This window comes from Gordonibacter sp. 28C (assembly GCF_003339845.1).
GTDB lineage: Bacteria > Actinomycetota > Coriobacteriia > Coriobacteriales > Eggerthellaceae > Gordonibacter.
On record NZ_PPTR01000001.1, the window covers coordinates 523,211 to 539,273 of the forward strand.

General features: G+C 67.5%; 10 protein-coding genes. 8 read left to right on the top strand and 2 right to left on the bottom strand.

The features are described 5' to 3' along the window. The first annotated feature begins 15 nt into the window (after window positions 1–15). Entirely contained in the window at window positions 16–1,527 is a 1,512-nt protein-coding gene (locus tag C1878_RS02135; protein ID WP_114600043.1) for an FAD-dependent oxidoreductase, read from the top strand. A gap of 251 nt (window positions 1,528–1,778) precedes the next feature. Here the strand turns inward: C1878_RS02135 and C1878_RS02140 are convergent, their stop codons facing one another. Further along, on the bottom strand, window positions 1,779–3,266 hold the full coding sequence (locus C1878_RS02140) for an FAD-dependent oxidoreductase (RefSeq protein WP_241963573.1): 1,488 nt from the start codon (window positions 3,264–3,266) through the stop codon (window positions 1,779–1,781). Between the two features lie 228 nt (window positions 3,267–3,494). On the opposite strand from C1878_RS02140, the gene C1878_RS02145 reads away from it, so the two are divergent. The 7 genes from C1878_RS02145 to C1878_RS02175 all read left to right on the top strand — a co-directional run bounded on the left by C1878_RS02145 (window position 3,495) and on the right by C1878_RS02175 (window position 14,930). Then, window positions 3,495–5,399, top strand: a complete 1,905-nt coding sequence (locus C1878_RS02145) for a helix-turn-helix transcriptional regulator (protein WP_241963574.1) — start codon at window positions 3,495–3,497, stop codon at window positions 5,397–5,399. A 746-nt stretch (window positions 5,400–6,145) separates the two neighbouring features. Beyond that, the gene (locus tag C1878_RS02150) at window positions 6,146–7,357 is read left to right on the top strand and encodes a sensor histidine kinase (RefSeq protein WP_241963575.1); all 1,212 of its coding nucleotides are present in this window, start codon (window positions 6,146–6,148) and stop codon (window positions 7,355–7,357) included. Window positions 7,358–7,368: 11 nt separating this feature from the next. After that, on the top strand, window positions 7,369–8,106 hold the full coding sequence (locus C1878_RS02155; protein ID WP_114600124.1) for a response regulator transcription factor: 738 nt from the start codon (window positions 7,369–7,371) through the stop codon (window positions 8,104–8,106). Window positions 8,107–8,378: 272 nt separating this feature from the next. After that, window positions 8,379–8,666 carry a co-chaperone GroES gene (gene groES / locus C1878_RS02160; protein WP_114600046.1) on the top strand — a complete coding sequence of 96 codons (288 nt, stop codon included), beginning with the start codon at window positions 8,379–8,381 and terminating at the stop codon, window positions 8,664–8,666. Between the two features lie 127 nt (window positions 8,667–8,793). Next, complete coding sequence (gene groL, locus C1878_RS02165; protein WP_114600047.1) at window positions 8,794–10,431, top strand: chaperonin GroEL; 1,638 nt, start codon at window positions 8,794–8,796, stop codon at window positions 10,429–10,431. A gap of 345 nt (window positions 10,432–10,776) precedes the next feature. Further along, complete coding sequence (locus C1878_RS02170) at window positions 10,777–12,786, top strand: extracellular solute-binding protein (protein WP_114600048.1); 2,010 nt, start codon at window positions 10,777–10,779, stop codon at window positions 12,784–12,786. Next, window positions 12,783–14,930: a hybrid sensor histidine kinase/response regulator gene (locus C1878_RS02175; protein ID WP_114600049.1), complete on the top strand. Its 2,148-nt coding sequence runs from the start codon at window positions 12,783–12,785 to the stop codon at window positions 14,928–14,930. Before C1878_RS02170 ends, C1878_RS02175 begins: the two co-directional genes overlap by 4 nt. Before the next feature lie 50 nt (window positions 14,931–14,980). Here the strand turns inward: C1878_RS02175 and C1878_RS02180 are convergent, their stop codons facing one another. Then, the gene (locus tag C1878_RS02180) at window positions 14,981–15,934 is read right to left on the bottom strand and encodes a LysR family transcriptional regulator (RefSeq protein WP_114600050.1); all 954 of its coding nucleotides are present in this window, start codon (window positions 15,932–15,934) and stop codon (window positions 14,981–14,983) included. Window positions 15,935–16,063 lie beyond the last annotated feature (129 nt).

Genomic DNA, 16,063 nt, shown 5'->3' on the forward strand with positions numbered 1-16,063 from the left:
AGGAGCGGCCGTCTCATGGAACGCCGGGCATTCTTCAAGCTGATAGGCGCGGGCGCCGTCATCGCGGCCGGCGGCACCATCGCGGCTTGCTCGTCGAGCGGCGGCATGTCGTCGCCGTTGGCTCCCGCCGCCGCGACGGACGCCGGGCCGCATGTGGCCGACGACCCCGACGTCGGCTTCGCGTCCGAGGTGGACGTGCTCGTGGTGGGCAGCGGCATAGCGGGGCTCTCCGCGGCCATGGCCCCGCTGGAAGCTCATCGTTCGGTCATGATCGCGGAGAAGCTGGAGCTGCTGGGCGGTGAGAGCTATTCCGCCACCGGCGTCATGCACGTTTCGGGCAGCGCGCTGCAGAAGCAGGCGGGCATCGCCACCACGGCCGAGCAGGCGTGGGACGAGCGCAAGCAGGAGTACGCCGACGCCGGCGTCACCGATCTCGACTTCGCCAAGCGGCTGTTCGTGACCACGCCGGAGTGGGTGGACCGCCTGGTGGACGAGTACGGCGCGCAGTTCGAGAACCCGTCCGACTACGTGAAGGCGGGCTCCTCGGAGGGCGTGCTGCTGCCGAAGCGCGGCTTGGGCGACATGGAGAGCGTCATGACGCCGCTGCGCGACGGGCTCTCCGCGAAAGGCGCCGCGTTCTCCACGGGGCTGCGCGCCTCGGCCTTCGTGGTCGACGAGTCCGGCGCGGTGTGCGGCGTGCGCTTCCGCGACGTGAAGACGAACGCCGTCACCGACGTGCGCGCCCGCGTCGTGGTGGTGGCCACCGGCGGGTTCGCCAGCAGCCAGCCGCTCGTGCACGCCAACGTGCCGTCGCAGGAGCGCATCGGCTGCTACACCACGGCTTCCATGGGCGAGGGCCAGCTGCTGTGCGCGTATCTGGGAGGCCAGCTGGCCGACATGAACAAGGCGGCGCCCCTCACGAGCGACCTTCCTCAGGCCGCGGCATGGGGGTTGTTCGGCCCCGTGCTCATCGTGGACGCGCTCGGCCGTCGCTTCGCGCGCGAGGACGATCTGAACGCGGCGGCCGACGCCTGCGTGGCCGACGATCGGGGATACTGGTGGACGGTGTTCGGCAAGGGGCTGTCCAGCGGGGCCCAGGCGCGCAGCATCGCGCAGGTCACCACGAAGAACGCCAAGCGCATGGTGGGGCCGTTCGACGACGTGGAGGCCCTGGTCGGCGGAATGGGCCTGCCTGCCGACGCGCTCAAGGCCACGTTCGACGGCTACGGTGCTCTCGTGGACGCCGGCAAGGACGCCGATTTCGGCCGCACGGCGTTCCTCCAGAAGATCGAGCCGCCGTTCTACGCGCTCAAGCAGTTCCCCGTGCGCTACAAGACGCGCGGAGGCGTGCGGACCGACGCCGACGGACGACTGCTCAACGCCACGGGGTCGGCCATCGCCAACGTGTACTGCTGCGGGTCGGTGGCGGCGGGCAGCGTGGAGGGGCTGGCCACGAACGGGGCGTTCGGCCTCATCGTGGGGCGCGCCGTGGCGAAGGCGCTCGACGAGCGGGATGCGGAGAAATAGCTTTCGACCTGCGGGGCGGTCGCGACTGCGGCGGAGAGGCCCGCTGCTCGGACAGTCCTGAGCTCGCGCGAACAGCCCGTTGGGCTGTTCGGCTCGTGCGGAACTCGCATCGGGCCTCTCCGCCGCAGTCGCGACCTTGCCGTTGACGAAGGCGATCTAGGGAAGTCCCGCTCGGTCGGCTGGAAGATGGACGGGGCCCCGGCAGAAACGCCAGGGCCCCGTTGAGGAGGGGGGAAGGAGGGGCTCTCGCGTTACGCCTTCAGCGCCTCCACCACGGCTTTGCCGGAGATGAGGCCGCTGGCGGCGTTGGGGCTGAGGTCGCTGCCGCTGTCGGCCACGGTGGAGCCGCAGCAGTACACGTTGGGGATGGGGGTGCCGTCCTTGTCCGTGAGCTGGCTGTCGGTGGTGATCTTCATGCCGCCGTGCGTCTTGTAGCGGTAGGGGAAGTGCTTCATGGCGTAGTACGGCGCGGCCAGCGACTGCAGGAACAGCTTCTTGCCGAACTCCTTGTCCTCGCCGGCGGCCACCTGCGCGTCGTAGCTCTCGAACGTGGCCTTGAGCGCGTCGGCCGGCACGTCCATGGCGGCGGCCAGGTCGTCAAGCGTGTCGCACGGGCCCACGAGGCGGTCGGCGTTGTTCTTCATGTTCAGCTCGACGTTCCACGCCTGGCTGCCCGTGATGAGCTGGTTGTCGAAGATGGTCCACCAGTACCCGAAACCGCCCTTGTGGCACGCGTCGGGGGAGTCGTGGCTCTGGTCTTCCTTGATGAAGCGCTTGCCCTGGGGCGTGACCTGCACGTTCGGACCGAAGTAGCCCCACACGGTGACCTGCGCCAAGTCGCTCATGAGGTTGGCTTCCATGTCCATGTGCATGTACGAGCCGCCCAGCGCCTTGCACATCTGATGGCCCTCGCCCATGGAGTACACGGTGAGCGGCCCCAGGCGCGCCTGGCTGGGCACGAAGGTGGACACCATCTCCTGGTTGCAGGAGAAGCCGCCCGTGGCCACGATGATCTTGCTGGCCTTCACGTCCACGTTCCGGTCGTTCTTCTCGTCGTGGAAGCGCACGCCCACGGGGGTGCCGTCTTTGTCGACGATGAAGTTCGTGGCGCGCAGGTTCAGCTTGTACGTGGCGCCCTTCGCCTCCAGGCCCTTTTGCAGCGGCGTGAGCACGGTGGTCATGTCGCCGATGCCGTGCTCGGGCAGCAGCATGGACGTGGGCGCGCCCGTGTCCTTGTAGGCCTCGAGGGGCTGGAACACCCCGCCGTAGTCGGCCGCCACGCGGTCGGCCCACTCCGTTTGGTACACGTACACGTTGTGCTTGTAGTCCATGTCGTCGGTTTCGCCCTTTTTCTCGAGCACCGGCAGGTAGGCCTGCCACTTCTCCTCGGGGTCGCCCGGTATGCCGGCGTCCTTCTGCATCTTGGAGCCCGAGACGTTCATGACGCCGCAGGCGATGAAGCTCTCGCCGCCCACGCGGTCGAGCTTGTCGGCGAGCATGACCTTGTGGCCGGCTTCCACCGGGTCCATGGCCGCCGACATGCCGGCGATGCCCGTGCCCAGGATGAGCACGTCGGTTTCCTCGGTGAAGCTCACCGGCGACGTTCCCACCACGGAGTCGCCCTCGCTCGAGCTGCCCGCGCTGCCGCCCCCGGTGGGCGCGCAGCCGGCCAATGCTCCGCCGGCCACGAGCACGGCGCCCGACGCCACGGCCGCCTTCAGGAAATTACGGCGATTCATGCTGGTTTCCATAGTTGTCCTCCCTGTTTCCCTCTGCCTCGCCCGCCTCGCGCCGGCCGTGTGCCGCGCGCGGTGCGGGACCCCTTTTCGCCGCCCTCGCGACGATGCCCTCACTTTATGGCCGCGCGCCTCGTCCGTCACCGTCCGTTTCGGACTATATTGACCTTCCCGCCTATATCCTGCGTTTTCGCCCCGTCCTCGCGCGGGCGTTTCCGGTATTATGGGCGCATGATGAAAGCGGGGAGGGGAAAGCGCGCCGCTGGGCGCGCGTCGAACGCTGAGGGGCCGGGACGCGCAGCGCCGGCGGCGTCCTCGCGCACCGTCGACCCGCGGCTGTTCTCGCTCGCCGTCGTGGCGGGCTACGGGTTGTTCCGCGGCGTGAACGCCAACTCCTACCTCTCGGCGTTCGCCTCGGTGGAGGCGCCTTTTCTGTTCGTGCCCGACCTGTTCTTCAACGTGGTGGTGGCGTGCTCCGTCGTCGTGTGCTCCGTCGCCGTCATCGCGCTGGTGCTGCGCGGGCGGCTGGGCCCGCTGTCCATGCCCTACGTGGCGCCCACGGTGCTGCTGCTGGCGGCTAACCTGTGCGCGCTGTTCGGCGCGTTCTCGTGGATGCCGTCCGATATGGCGCTCATCGTGCCGGGCGTGCTGTTCGGGGTGGCGTCGGTCATGCTGTCGCTCGTGTGGGTGGAGGTGCTGGCCTGCCAGGAGCCGCGCGCCATCGTCACGCAGATCGCGCTCAGCATGCTGGTGAACATGGTGACGTCGTGGGTGCTCTCGGGCTTGGGCGGCGGCGCGCGCATGGTTGCGAGCTGCGCGATGCTGGCCGTCATGGCGCTGTGCGCCCGCTACGTGCGGGGCGCCCTGCGCGCGGGCGGCACGCATGCGGCGGGTTCGCGGGGGGACGGCCTTGCGCCCGCGCGCAGGGCGGCGTCGGCGGCGGAAGGGGGCGCGCCCGCGCATGCAAAGGCGCGTGCGTCCGCGAAGGCTCCGGCGTTCGAGGAAGCCGCGTCCGCGGAGGCCGCGGCGGCTGATGGATCTGCTCCGATCGCGACTTCGGCCGTAGGAGGCCCTTCGCGGAAAACGAAGCCCGTCTCGCGCGGAACGTATCGCGACGCGTTCCTGGAGCTGGGCGACTCGCTGGTGGCGTTCTGCGTCATGGAGGCCGTCATCGGTCTGCTCAACAGCTTCATGCTGGCCGGATCGATCGAATTCGCGGGGTCGGGCACCGTGTCGGCGGCCGGCATGCTCGTGGGCATTCTGGCGTTCTGCATCGTGGTGTTCGTGGTTCAGCGCATCCCCCGCGTGTCCACGGCGTTTCGCGTGCTCATGCCCGTCATCGCCTCGCTTCTGGTGTTCCTGCCGTTTCTGGGCGAGCAGTTCAACCTCTTTTTCAGCACCGTGCTTTTGGGCGGTTACTACTTCATCGCCCTGCTCATCACCTACGTGGTGGCCGAGACCGCGCACGTGCGAAACCTCTCGCCCTACGTGCTCATGGGCGCGGCCGCATGCCTCGCGCGCATATGCCTGGCCGCGGCGCTGCTGGGCGGCTACGCCATCGGCTCGCTGCCGGGCGGCCTGTTCGGCGAGAGCGAGCACATCATGCGCTACCTGGTGGTCATCATGGCCGTTATCTACGCGCTGTCGTTGGCGGCCGTGCTGGTGTCGCGCGACCGGCGCCGTCGGCGCCGGGGCGGGCCGGGTGCGGTCGGGGCGGGCAACGGTTCGAGCGGCGGAAAAGGTGGCGGAGCGGACGGAAGGGAGAACGGTTACGCGGGCGGTTACGCGGGCGACGGTTCGGACGGCGTGTCGGCCGAGGGTGCCGACGCCGGCGTGCCGGCCGCCGCGACGGCTGCGGCCGCCGCACGGGCAGAGGGGGACGCGGCGTTCGACGCCCGGTGCGCCGCCGTGGCCGCCGAGGGCGGCCTGACCGAGCGCGAGGCGGAGATCATGCGCTATCTGGCGCGCGGCCGAACGAACGCGCACATAGCCGGCGTGCTGTACGTGAGCGAGAACACCGTGCGCAGCCACGTGCGCAATATCTACTCCAAGCTGGAGATCCACACCCGCCAGCAGCTCATCGACCTCGTGGAGGACGATGCGGCGCAGGCGGCCCGAAACACGGGGCCTTCGTAAGAGCGGGCGGCTGGACAATCTTGCGTTGATCGTTGGTTTGACTGCGTCCTTGGTGGACGGCGCGCTTCGATGCCGGTCGAGAGGTCTACCTATGCTAGGCCGTCGTCAACGCGATCTGGGCCGATCCCCGTTGCGTGGGCCGGTCGGCATCCTTGAAAAGACCGCTTTTTCGCATGGGGTCTGGGCTCGGGTCTGCCTTCGGGCTGTGGGCGCGGATGGCCGCCTCGACGCTGCACGGCTGTTGGAGCATGCGCGTGACCGTGCCTCAGGCGCTCTCCTGCGTGCGGGCATGCATGTGCTGGACGTATCGGGTCGCGCCAGCACCCTCGGTCTTGGTTCGACGTCAACATGCCGCATCTTGGCAGAAAAACCGAGTTCAGGGAATGACTGGACCCACGATGACCGACTTCGCCGGATTCTCGAAGGTAAACCCCCAGGTCGCGGTTTTCGATCGCCACAGCGGAGCGTCTTTGCTTCGCCGTTGATTCCCTGAACTCGGTTTTTCTGCCAAAATTCCTCTTCTTGCCACCGAGATGAAGCCGCATGGTGTCGCGTGGCGTTCGGCAGCGGTCTGGCATCGTGCGGGCCCGAGCTGGCTTGCGTCGACGATGGTTCGACATGGCGAAGGGGAGAGCGGGCGATCGAGTCGAAAAAGGCTCGCGGCAACCCGTTTCCCAATTACCACGGTTGATGTATGGCGCGCACCCGGCGCGTCGCGTACCATGGCAGGCATGGAAAACTTTCTCGTGAACAACCGCCCGATGGCACCCAAGGACTGGGCGATCGACGTCGCCGTGGCCTTGGCGGCGTTCCTGTTCGGCTGCGGCCAGCTCATGCTCACGGCCTCGTCCATCGTCATCCCGGACATGGCGCTGCGCCAGTACCTGGGCGTGGTGAACGTGGTGCCCACCGCGTCGGTGTTCGCGGCGCTGGCGTTGACCACGCTGCCGCTCGTAGTGCGACGGCGGTTCCCCTGGCCCGTGTTCCTGTTCGTGTTCGTGACGTTTCTGGGGCTGCAAAGCGCGTTCAGCGGCTTCTCGCTCACCGTGGTGGGGCCCGTGGTCGCGCTCTACACCATCGCCAGCGAGCGCGGCCGCGCCGAGGCGGTGGCCGCCGCCGTGTTGGCCGTGGCGGGCGTGCTGTTCGCCGACGCTCCCTCGCGCACGGCGAGCCTGGCCTTCTTCACGCGCTTCCAGAACATTGCTCTTTTGGTAGCTGCGGCCTTCGCGGGTTACGCCTATCGCACCCACCGGGCCTACGTGGCGGAAACCGAGCGGCGCGCGCTGGAGGCCGAGCGCTCGCGCGAGGAGGAGGCGGCGCGGCGCGTGGAGGAGGAGCGCGTGCGCATCGCCCGCGAGGTGCACGACATCACGGCGCACTCGCTTTCCGCCGTGAGCATCCAGGCGGCTGCAGCCGAGCGCCTGGTCGACCGCGACCCCGAGGCGGCGAAGCAGGCCATAGCCGCAGCGCGCACGACGGCGAAGGACGCGCTCGAGGAGATACGCGGCATGATAGGCGTGCTGCGCCACGGCGACGACGCGGCCGAGACGGAGCCCACGGCCGGCACCGAGCGTTTGGACGACCTCGTGGCCTACCTTGAGCGCGCCGGGGTGGGCGTGTCGCTGGACACGGCGGCCTACGACCGGGCCGACGTGCCCGCGTTCGTGGACGTGGCCCTGTACGGCATCGCGCGCGAGGCGGTGACGAACATCGTGCGCCACGCGCAGGCCCGCACGGCCGTCGTCCGCCTTTCCACGGGGCCGACGGGCGCGTGCTTGACGGTGGAAGACGACGGCTGCGGGGCGGCGTCGGAGGGCGACGGGGGAAGGCACGGCATCGCGGGCATGGCCGAGCGCGTGGGCCTGCTGGGCGGCACGTTCTCCGCCGGGCCGCGCATGAACGGCGGGTTCCGCGTGGAGGCGCGCATCCCCTTGACCGTGGATAAGGAGGCCTCATGATCGAGCGGCATATGCGCGAGGCGAGGGAAGCGGCGGGCGGCGAGCGCGCCGCCAAGCTTGCGAACGAGCGGCCCCTGCGCCTGCTGGTGGCCGACGACCAGGATCTCGTGCGCAGCGGTTTCAGGCTCATCCTGTCCTCCTACGACGGGTTCTCCATCGTCGGCGAGGCGCGCGACGGCGAAGAGGCCGTGGAGCTCGCCCGCCGCCTTGTGCCCGACGTGGTGCTCATGGACATCCGCATGCCCCGGATGAACGGCATCGAGGCTACCCGCGCCATCACGGGCGATCCGGCGCTCGCCGACGTGCGCGTGCTCATCCTCACCACGTTCGACATCGACGAGTACGTCTACGACGCTCTCGCGGCCGGGGCGGGCGGCTTCCTGCTCAAGGACGCCGAGCCCGACGACATCGCCTCCGCCGTGCGGGTGGTGGCCGCCGGCGACGCGCTCATCCAACCCTCGGTGATGAGGCGGCTCGTGGAGACGTTCGTGCGCACGCGCCCCGCGACGGCCGCGACGGGCTTCGGCGGGCGCGGGGCCTTTTCCGCCCTCACCGAGCGCGAGCGCGAGATCCTCGTGCTGGTGGCGCGCGGCATGACGAACGACGAGATAGGCGGCGAACTGTTCATTTCCCCGGCCACGGTGAAAACCCACCTCGCGCGCATCATGGCGAAGCTGGACGCGCACGATCGCGCCCAGCTCGTGGTGCTCGCCTACGAGGGCGGTCTGGTGAAGCCGGGCGCGCGGTAGGATGACTCGCTGATCAAATTTTTGTGCATAAGCACAAAAAGGGGAACGGCCGCTCGAACGAATTGTGACGATCCTTTGGCGATTGCGCAAAATCTCAGTCAGATGCGCTTAGATTTTCTCAATTTCGCTTGCATTCGGTGACAGGGCTGCTATGATAACGCAGTGTTTAGCACTCGTTACCCTATGAGTGCTAGCAGTCACCACGATTGAGTGGTTAAATAAACGTGTTCAACCAGTTTCGGACATGAGACGGACGAAAGGAAGGCAACGTTATGAACTTGAAACCATTGGGTGATCGCGTCATCATCAAGCAGGATGAGGCTGAGGAGACGACGGCATCCGGTCTGTATCTCGCCACCGAAGCGAAGGAAAAGCCCCAGACGGGCACCGTGTTGGCCGTGGGCGAGGGCAAGATGGACAAGGACGGCAAGTTCCTTCCCATGCCGGTCAAGGAAGGCGACAAGGTCCTCTACGGCAAGTACGGCGGAACCGAGGTCACGGTGGACGGCGAGGACGTCATGATCCTGCGCGCCGACGATCTGTACGCGGTGTTCGCGTAAGCATTTGCTCGGGTGGGCCTGCGATCTCGCGGGTCGAACCGAAGGGGCGATCTCCAGATCGCCCGTTCCGGCGAAGCCGGAAAACCCAACGAAGGTACCAAGACGCAGTTGAAAGGATAGATTCGCTATGGCTAAAGAGATCAAGTTCGAGGCCGACGCGCGCAGCGCGCTTGCCGCCGGCGTCAACAAGCTGTCGAACGCCGTCAAGGTGACGCTCGGCCCCAAGGGCCGCTACGTGGCGCTCGAGAAGTCCTACGGCGCTCCCACCATCACGAACGACGGCGTGACCGTGGCCAAGGAAGTCGAGCTGGAGGATCCGGTCGAGAACATGGGCGCCCAGCTGGTGCGCGAGGTTGCCGTGAAGACGAACGACGTGGCCGGCGACGGCACCACCACCGCCACGCTGCTGGCCGACGTCATCGTGTCCGAGGGCCTGCGCAACGTGACCGCCGGCGCCGACGCGCTCGGCATCCGCCGCGGCATCCAGAAGGCCACCGACACCGTGGTCGAGGCCATCAAGGCCGACGCCACGCCCGTTTCAACGCAGGAGCAGATCGCCAACGTCGGCACCATCTCCGCCGGCGACGCCGAGATCGGCGAGAAGATCGCCGAGGCCATGGAGGCCGTGGGCAAGGACGGCGCCATCTCCGTGGAGGAGAACGCCGCCTCGTTCGACCTCGAGCTGGACATCGTCGAGGGCATGCAGTACGACCGCGGCTACATCTCGCCCTACATGGCCACGGACATGGAGAAGATGGAGGCCGTGCTGAACGACCCCTACATCCTGCTCACCGACCAGAAGATCAGCAGCATCCAGGACATGGTGCCGCTGCTCGAGGAGATCATGCGTTCCGGCCGCCCGCTGTTCATCGTGGCCGAGGACGTCGAGGGCGAGGCGCTGGCCACCATCCTGCTGAACAAGCTGCGCGGCACGTTCAACTGCGTCGCCATCAAGGCCCCCGGCTTCGGCGACCGCCGCAAGCGCATCCTGGAGGACATCGCGGCCGTCACGGGCGCGCAGGTCATCGACAAGGACTTCGGCATGACGCTGGCCGATGCCAAGGTCGAGATGCTGGGCCACGCCAAGACGGTGAAGGTGACGAAGGACACCGCCCTCATCGTGGACGGCGCCGGCGACAAGAAGGCCATCGAGGACCGCATCCACCAGATCAAGTCCGAGCTCGAGCGCGTCGACTCCGACTTCGACCGCGAGAAGCTGCAGGAGCGCCTGGCGAAGCTCTCCGGCGGCGTGGCCGTGCTCAAGGTGGGCGCTGCCACCGAGTCCGAGCTCAAGGAGAAGAAGTCCCGCATCGAGGACGCCCTGCAGGCGACCCGCGCGGCCGTGGAAGAGGGCATCGTCGCCGGCGGCGGCGTGGCGCTCGTGGACGTGCTGCCCGCGCTCGACAAGATCGAGACGACCGACAAGGACGAGGAAGTGGGCATCGGCATCATCCGCAAGGCCCTGGAGGCTCCGATGCGCGCCATCGCCCAGAACGCCGGCTTCGAGGGCAGCGTCGTGGTCGAGCACGTGAAGGGCATGGGCAAGGGCGAAGGCCTGAACTGCGCCAACGGCGAGTACGGCAACATGATCGAGATGGGCGTGAACGACCCCGTCAAGGTCACCCGCACGGCTCTGCAGTCCGCTGCCTCCGTGGCGGCCCTCATCCTCATCACCGAGGCCACCATCAACGACATCCCGAAGGACCCCGATCCGGCGGCCCTCGCCGCGGCTGCTGCCGGCGGCATGGGCGGCGGCATGATGTAAGCCCGCGGGCCTGCATCGCAACCTAACTCGGAAAGAGGGGGCGGCCGATCGGCCGCCCCCTCTTGTCGTTCTGAACGGAGGCCGATGCCCCTGTCATCCTGAGCGGAGGCCGAAGGCCGGAGTCGAAGGATCTTCGGCAAGGGTAGCCGCGCGGCCGAAGATCCTTCGACTCCGCGCTGCGCGCTCCGCTCAGGATGACAGGGGCAAGCCGCGCCTGCACGCCCGCTCGAAGGGGCAAAAGGCTCGTTGCCTTGCCTTTGACCCCGGCTTTTGCAACGGCTGATCGTTTTTCGTGCGGTACAATGAACCGAGTTTCCAGTATGCACATGCGGAAGGATCGTATCGATGAAGGCAACGTGCCCTCGCCTCCGACGCCGGTTCGCCGCGGCCATCGCGGCCGTTGCCCTGGCGCTTGCCGCCATGATGACCGGCTGCACTCCCACGCCCGACGACGCCTCGCCCGAGGGCGACGGCAAAACCGTCGTGTCGCTTCTGTACGCGGGCGGCCTAGACAATGTGAAGGAGCTCGTCGAGTCGACGTACGACGACATAGAAATCGATTTCCAGGCCTCCACGCGCACCGAGTACACCAGCACCACCGAGCGGCAGCTGCTCAACGGCCAGGGCAAGGACATCCTGTTCGCGAACCAGCCCTCGGGCATCGTGGCCGAGTATGCGGCCGACCTGAGCGCCTACGACTTCTCCACGCGCTACCAGGCGTCCATCATGTCGTCGATCAAGTCGGACGGGCGCGCGCTGTTCCTTCCCCTGCCAAGCAACTACCGCGGCATCGTGGTGAACGAGACGCTGCTCGAGCAGGCGGGCGCCGGACGGCCCCAGACCATCCAAGAGCTGTTGGACGGTCTGCGCGCGGCGCAAGAGCTGGGCTTGGGCGCGGCGGAGGGCGGTGCGGTTATCGGCATCGACCAGTCCGACGCGTCCAACCTCGGACACCTGCTGGCCGGTGCGACTGTGCCCGGCTTCCTCGGCACCGTGGAGGGCGAGTCGTGGTTCCTCTCGTTCCAAGAGGGAGGGGCCGGTTTCGGCGACGAATGGCTGCCGGCGCTCGGGGTTTTCTCCGCGCTGGCGGACGAAGGGCTGCTGGACGTGTCGCGCATCGACGGGTCGCGCAACGTTGTGCGCCAAGACGACCTGGTGGCACGGATGGCCGCAGGCGAGCTCGCGGCGGCCTTCGGCACGCTCGAGCTTTTGGGCGAGATAGAGGAAGCGTCTGAGGGCTACGACTTTGATCTTCTGCCGTATCCGGGCGATGAGCCGGACGAGCGCGGCTGGGCAGCCACCTATCCTTTGTCCTATATGGCCCTCAACAAAGAGCTCGAGGAGCCGGGCAACGAGGCGCGGCTCGATGCCTGCCTGCGCGTGCTCGACCTGCTGTCGACCCCTGAAGGCCAGCGCGCGCTCATGCGCGACACGAGCACGGTCGGATCCTACCTCAACAACTTCGACAGCGGAGTCGATCTCGATGGCACGGGCGTCGAAGAGGCGCTTGGCGACGGGTACCTGTACTTCGACCGCTTCGATGCCGACATGGCAGCTCAGATGGGCGCGCAGGTGCTCGACGTCATGAAGGGCTCCGCCACGGTGGAGGAGGCCCTGGTCGAGCTCAACCGCTTCTGCGAGGAGGGCCCCCAGAGCGCGGCGGAGTCGCACGTGCTCGTGGGATCGGTTGCCGGGGACGTGCTCGTGAGCGACTTCGACGTGCGCCGCCGGGAGACGGCGCTCGGCAACCTCGTGGCCGACGCCGTGGCCGAGGCCAGCGGCGCGCCCATCGCCCTTGTGAACAGCGGCGGCATCCGAGAAAGCCTGTATCAGGGCGACGTGTACTCCGACGACGTCGCGCGCACCGTGCCTATCGCCAACGAGATCGTGGTGGTTGAGATGTCGGGACGCACGCTGCTCGACACGTTGAGCAACAGCGTGTCGGCCCTGTACTACAAAGGCTTCCCCACGGGAAGGTTCCTGCAGGTGAGCGGCCTGCAGATGGAGGTGCGCGTTGACGCTTCCGCCGAGAAGGACGACGCGCCCGCCCGCGCCGAGGTCGTCTCCGTCCGCCTTGCCGACGGCTCTCCCGTGGAGGAGGACGGCCGCTACACCGTCGCCGTGAACGCCTACCTGTGCGGATCGGCCGGATACGCCGACGGCGCGGGCGACGGCTACGCCATGTTGAACCTGTACAGCCCGGACACCGCGCCGCTGGCCGAGGACGTGAGGCTGGTCGACGAGACGGGCATGACCTACGCCGACGCCCTGACCGCCTACTTCGAGCGCCATAGGGACGTCAACGTCTCCCCCTCCGTGGAGGGCCGCATCGTCATGGAAGGAGCCCCCTCGTGAGCGTCGAGTCCCTTAAGGCGAAAGCGCGGCGCTGGACGGGCGCGGCGCTCGTGACGCTCGTGCTCGCGGTGCTGCTCGCCATTGGCGGCGCCTGGATGATCCTCTCGACGGCGAGCGCGTCGCGGACGGCGGTGGAGGACCTGAGCGACTTCTACCTGCAGGAGATCGCCGACCAGACGGCGGACCACTTCCAGACGAGCCTGCAAGGCCAGATAGCCCAGCTGGACGTGGTCAACCGCGCCGTGAGGGAGGCCGACCCGGAGAGCACGGCCGCCCTGCAGGCGCTCTTGGGCGACATGAGGCAGGACACCGGCTCGGCCTACCTCGCCTACGTCGATGACCGGGGGATGCTCTACACCGGCGAGGGCGTGCAGCCGGGCATCTCCAAGATATCCAACCTGCCGGCCATCGTGTCGTCCTCCGAGCCCCTTATGTCGGTGAGCGAGACGGTGGGCGATACGAACCTGCTGCTCATCTCCGTGCCGATCGAGCCGTTCGAGCGCGAGGGGGTCACGTTCGTCGCCAGCCTGGCGGGCCTTCCGCTCGACACGTTGAGCGAGCAGCTCTCGCTTTCGCGCGAGAGCGCCCAGACGTTCACGAGCATCGTGGACCCCGAGGGCGCCTACATCGTCTCGTCGCCGGTGAGCCCGGACGTTCCCAACGGCTCGAACCTGTTCTCCATGCTCGAGCGCGCCGCGGAGTTCGAGGGCGGCGAGCCGCTCGACCAGATGCGCCAGTCCGTGGCGGCGCAGGAGGACGGCTACGTCGCGTTCCGCTTGGCGGGGCAGCGCTACCTGGGCTTCCACACGGCGGTGCCCGACACCGACTACAGCCTGATCACCATCATCCCCTACGACGTGGTGAACGCCTCCATGAGCGAGTTCGCCGCTACGCTCAGCAGGAACGCCATCACCGTGATGGCCGCGCTCACGGCCCTCGGCCTGGTGGCGGGCGCGCTGTTTCTGCGCAACCGGCGCACGAGGGATGCCTACGTGCGCGAGCAGCAGGCCAGCCGAACGAAAAGCGAGTTTCTGAGCCGCATGAGCCACGAGATTCGCACGCCCATGAACGGCATCATCGGCATGACCACCATGGCGCTGCGCTCCACCGACGACCCCAAGCGCATGCAGGAATGCCTGGAGAAGACCCTCGTCGCCTCCGACCACCTGCTTGCGCTGCTCAACGACGTGCTGGACATGTCGCGCATCGAGAGCGGCCGTATCGAGATAACGAGCGCCCCCTTCGACCTGCAGGAACTCGCCGAGCGCGCCGAGGCGCTGTTCGGGTCGCTCGCCCAGCAGAAGGACGTGGAGCTGTCCGTTCGCGTGGACGAGCGCGTGCGGAAGCGCTATGCGGGCGACGCCCTGCGCATCGGCCAGGTGGTGAACAACCTGCTGTCGAACGCGGTGAAGTTCACCGACGAGGGCGGCAGCGTGACCCTCGAAGTGACGGCGCGCCCCTTGGACGAGGCGGACGGCCTGGAGGAGGTCGCGTTCGTCGTGGCCGACACCGGCTGCGGCATCGCGCCCGAGAACCTTGAGCGCGTATTCGAGGCCTTCGAGCAGGAGACGGCCCAGGTGGCCGGCCGCCACGGAGGCACTGGTCTGGGACTTTCCATCGTGAAGCGGCTCTGCGAGCTCATGGGCGGGTCGGTGGAGGTTGAAAGCGAGCTGGGGCGCGGCTCCGTCTTCACGGCGCGCATCCCGCTGCCCCCCGTGCCCGACGACGAGGACGGCGACCAGGACGAGACCGCGCTGCTGAAGGGTCTGCGCATCCTCGTGGTGGAGGACAACGTCGTGAACATGGAGATCGTGACCGACGCGCTGGAGTGGGCCGGCGCCGATGTGGAGCGAGCTTGGAACGGCCGCGAGGGCGTCGACGCGTTCGCGGCGAGCGAACCCGGGTCCATCGACCTCGTGCTGATGGACGTGCAGATGCCCGTGATGAACGGCCTGGACGCTGCGCGGGCCCTCCGCGCGCTCCCGCGCTCGGACGCGTCCACGGTGCCCATTCTCGCCGCCTCGGCCAACACCTTCGAGAAGGACGATGCGGCCCTCGCCGCAGCCGGCATGAGCGGGCACGTGCAGAAGCCCGTCCGCCCCGAGGAGGTCGCCCGCGCCATCGCGAGGATAGCCGGGAGGTAGAGGGAGGGCGGCGCTCTGATGCAAGCCTGCGGTGAAGCGGGGCGTCGCTATCAAAGGGGCATGCTCTGCTCTGCGTTCGCCGACGCGAGGAGGGGATGCTCGCTTATCCATTCCTTTACCATGGACACGAACGCCTTCTCGTCTTCCGAAGGGCTTCGGTCGATCCTGCGGTTGTAGTAAAGATGCCCGAGGCTGGCGAACCCGTCGATGCGGTAGTAGGCCAGCTGGTCCTTGGGCTGCGAGAGCGTGAAGGTGTTGGGAGCAATGGAGACGCCCAGACCTCGGCGGATCATCTCCCAGGTCATCTCGTTGCTGCAGCTGTGCATAAGCACGTCGAGCCTCGCGCCCGCCGTGTCCATCATGGTGCGGATGGCCCAAGCATGCTTCAGCTGGCGAGGGGGCATGATGAAGGGCAGGTTCGCTATGGCCGAGGGTTCGACGACGGGGAGGCCTCCGTCGCGGGCCTTCTTCGCAGGCAGGTTCCATGTTGAGGGCGCAGCGAGCAACATGAGCTCATCGCAGAGCGCCTCTCCTCGGCAAAGCGACGGCTCGGGCCTGACGGGCGTGAGGATCGCGCAGTCTATTTCCGAGGCTGCCAGCAGATGGTTGTGGGTTTCGGGAACGCCTGCGTCGTGGAGGGAAACGACGCACCCTTTCCTTTCCCGGTAGAACCGCGCGACGATGTCGGGCAGCATGCTGTTCGCCCGGGGAATCGAGGTGCCGATCTGCAGGCGGCGGACTGCGTTGCTCGCCACGGCGGAAACCTCGCGCCTCATTTCGTGCTCTGCTTCGACTGCCTTTCGTGCCCACTCCAGGTATATCTGACAGGCGTGCGTGGGAGCCAGCGGCGTATGCGAGCGATCGAAGAGCGTGACGCCCAGCTGGCCCTCCAGCTGCTTGAGCCGCTGCGAGAGGGCCGGCTGCGATAGGTGCATGCGCTGCGCCGCCTTGCTGATGGATCCTTCGTCTGCGATTGCTATCAGGTAAGGTGCGTTGTCGTCCATGGGAGCCCCTTCGTTCCTTGACTCTCCCGATAAGAGATCTGAATCGAAATAGCGGGAAAGCTATAAGCGCTAATTATACTTCAGATAAGCAATTCGTATTTCCAAATATTCTTAATTGAAGCTAATCTA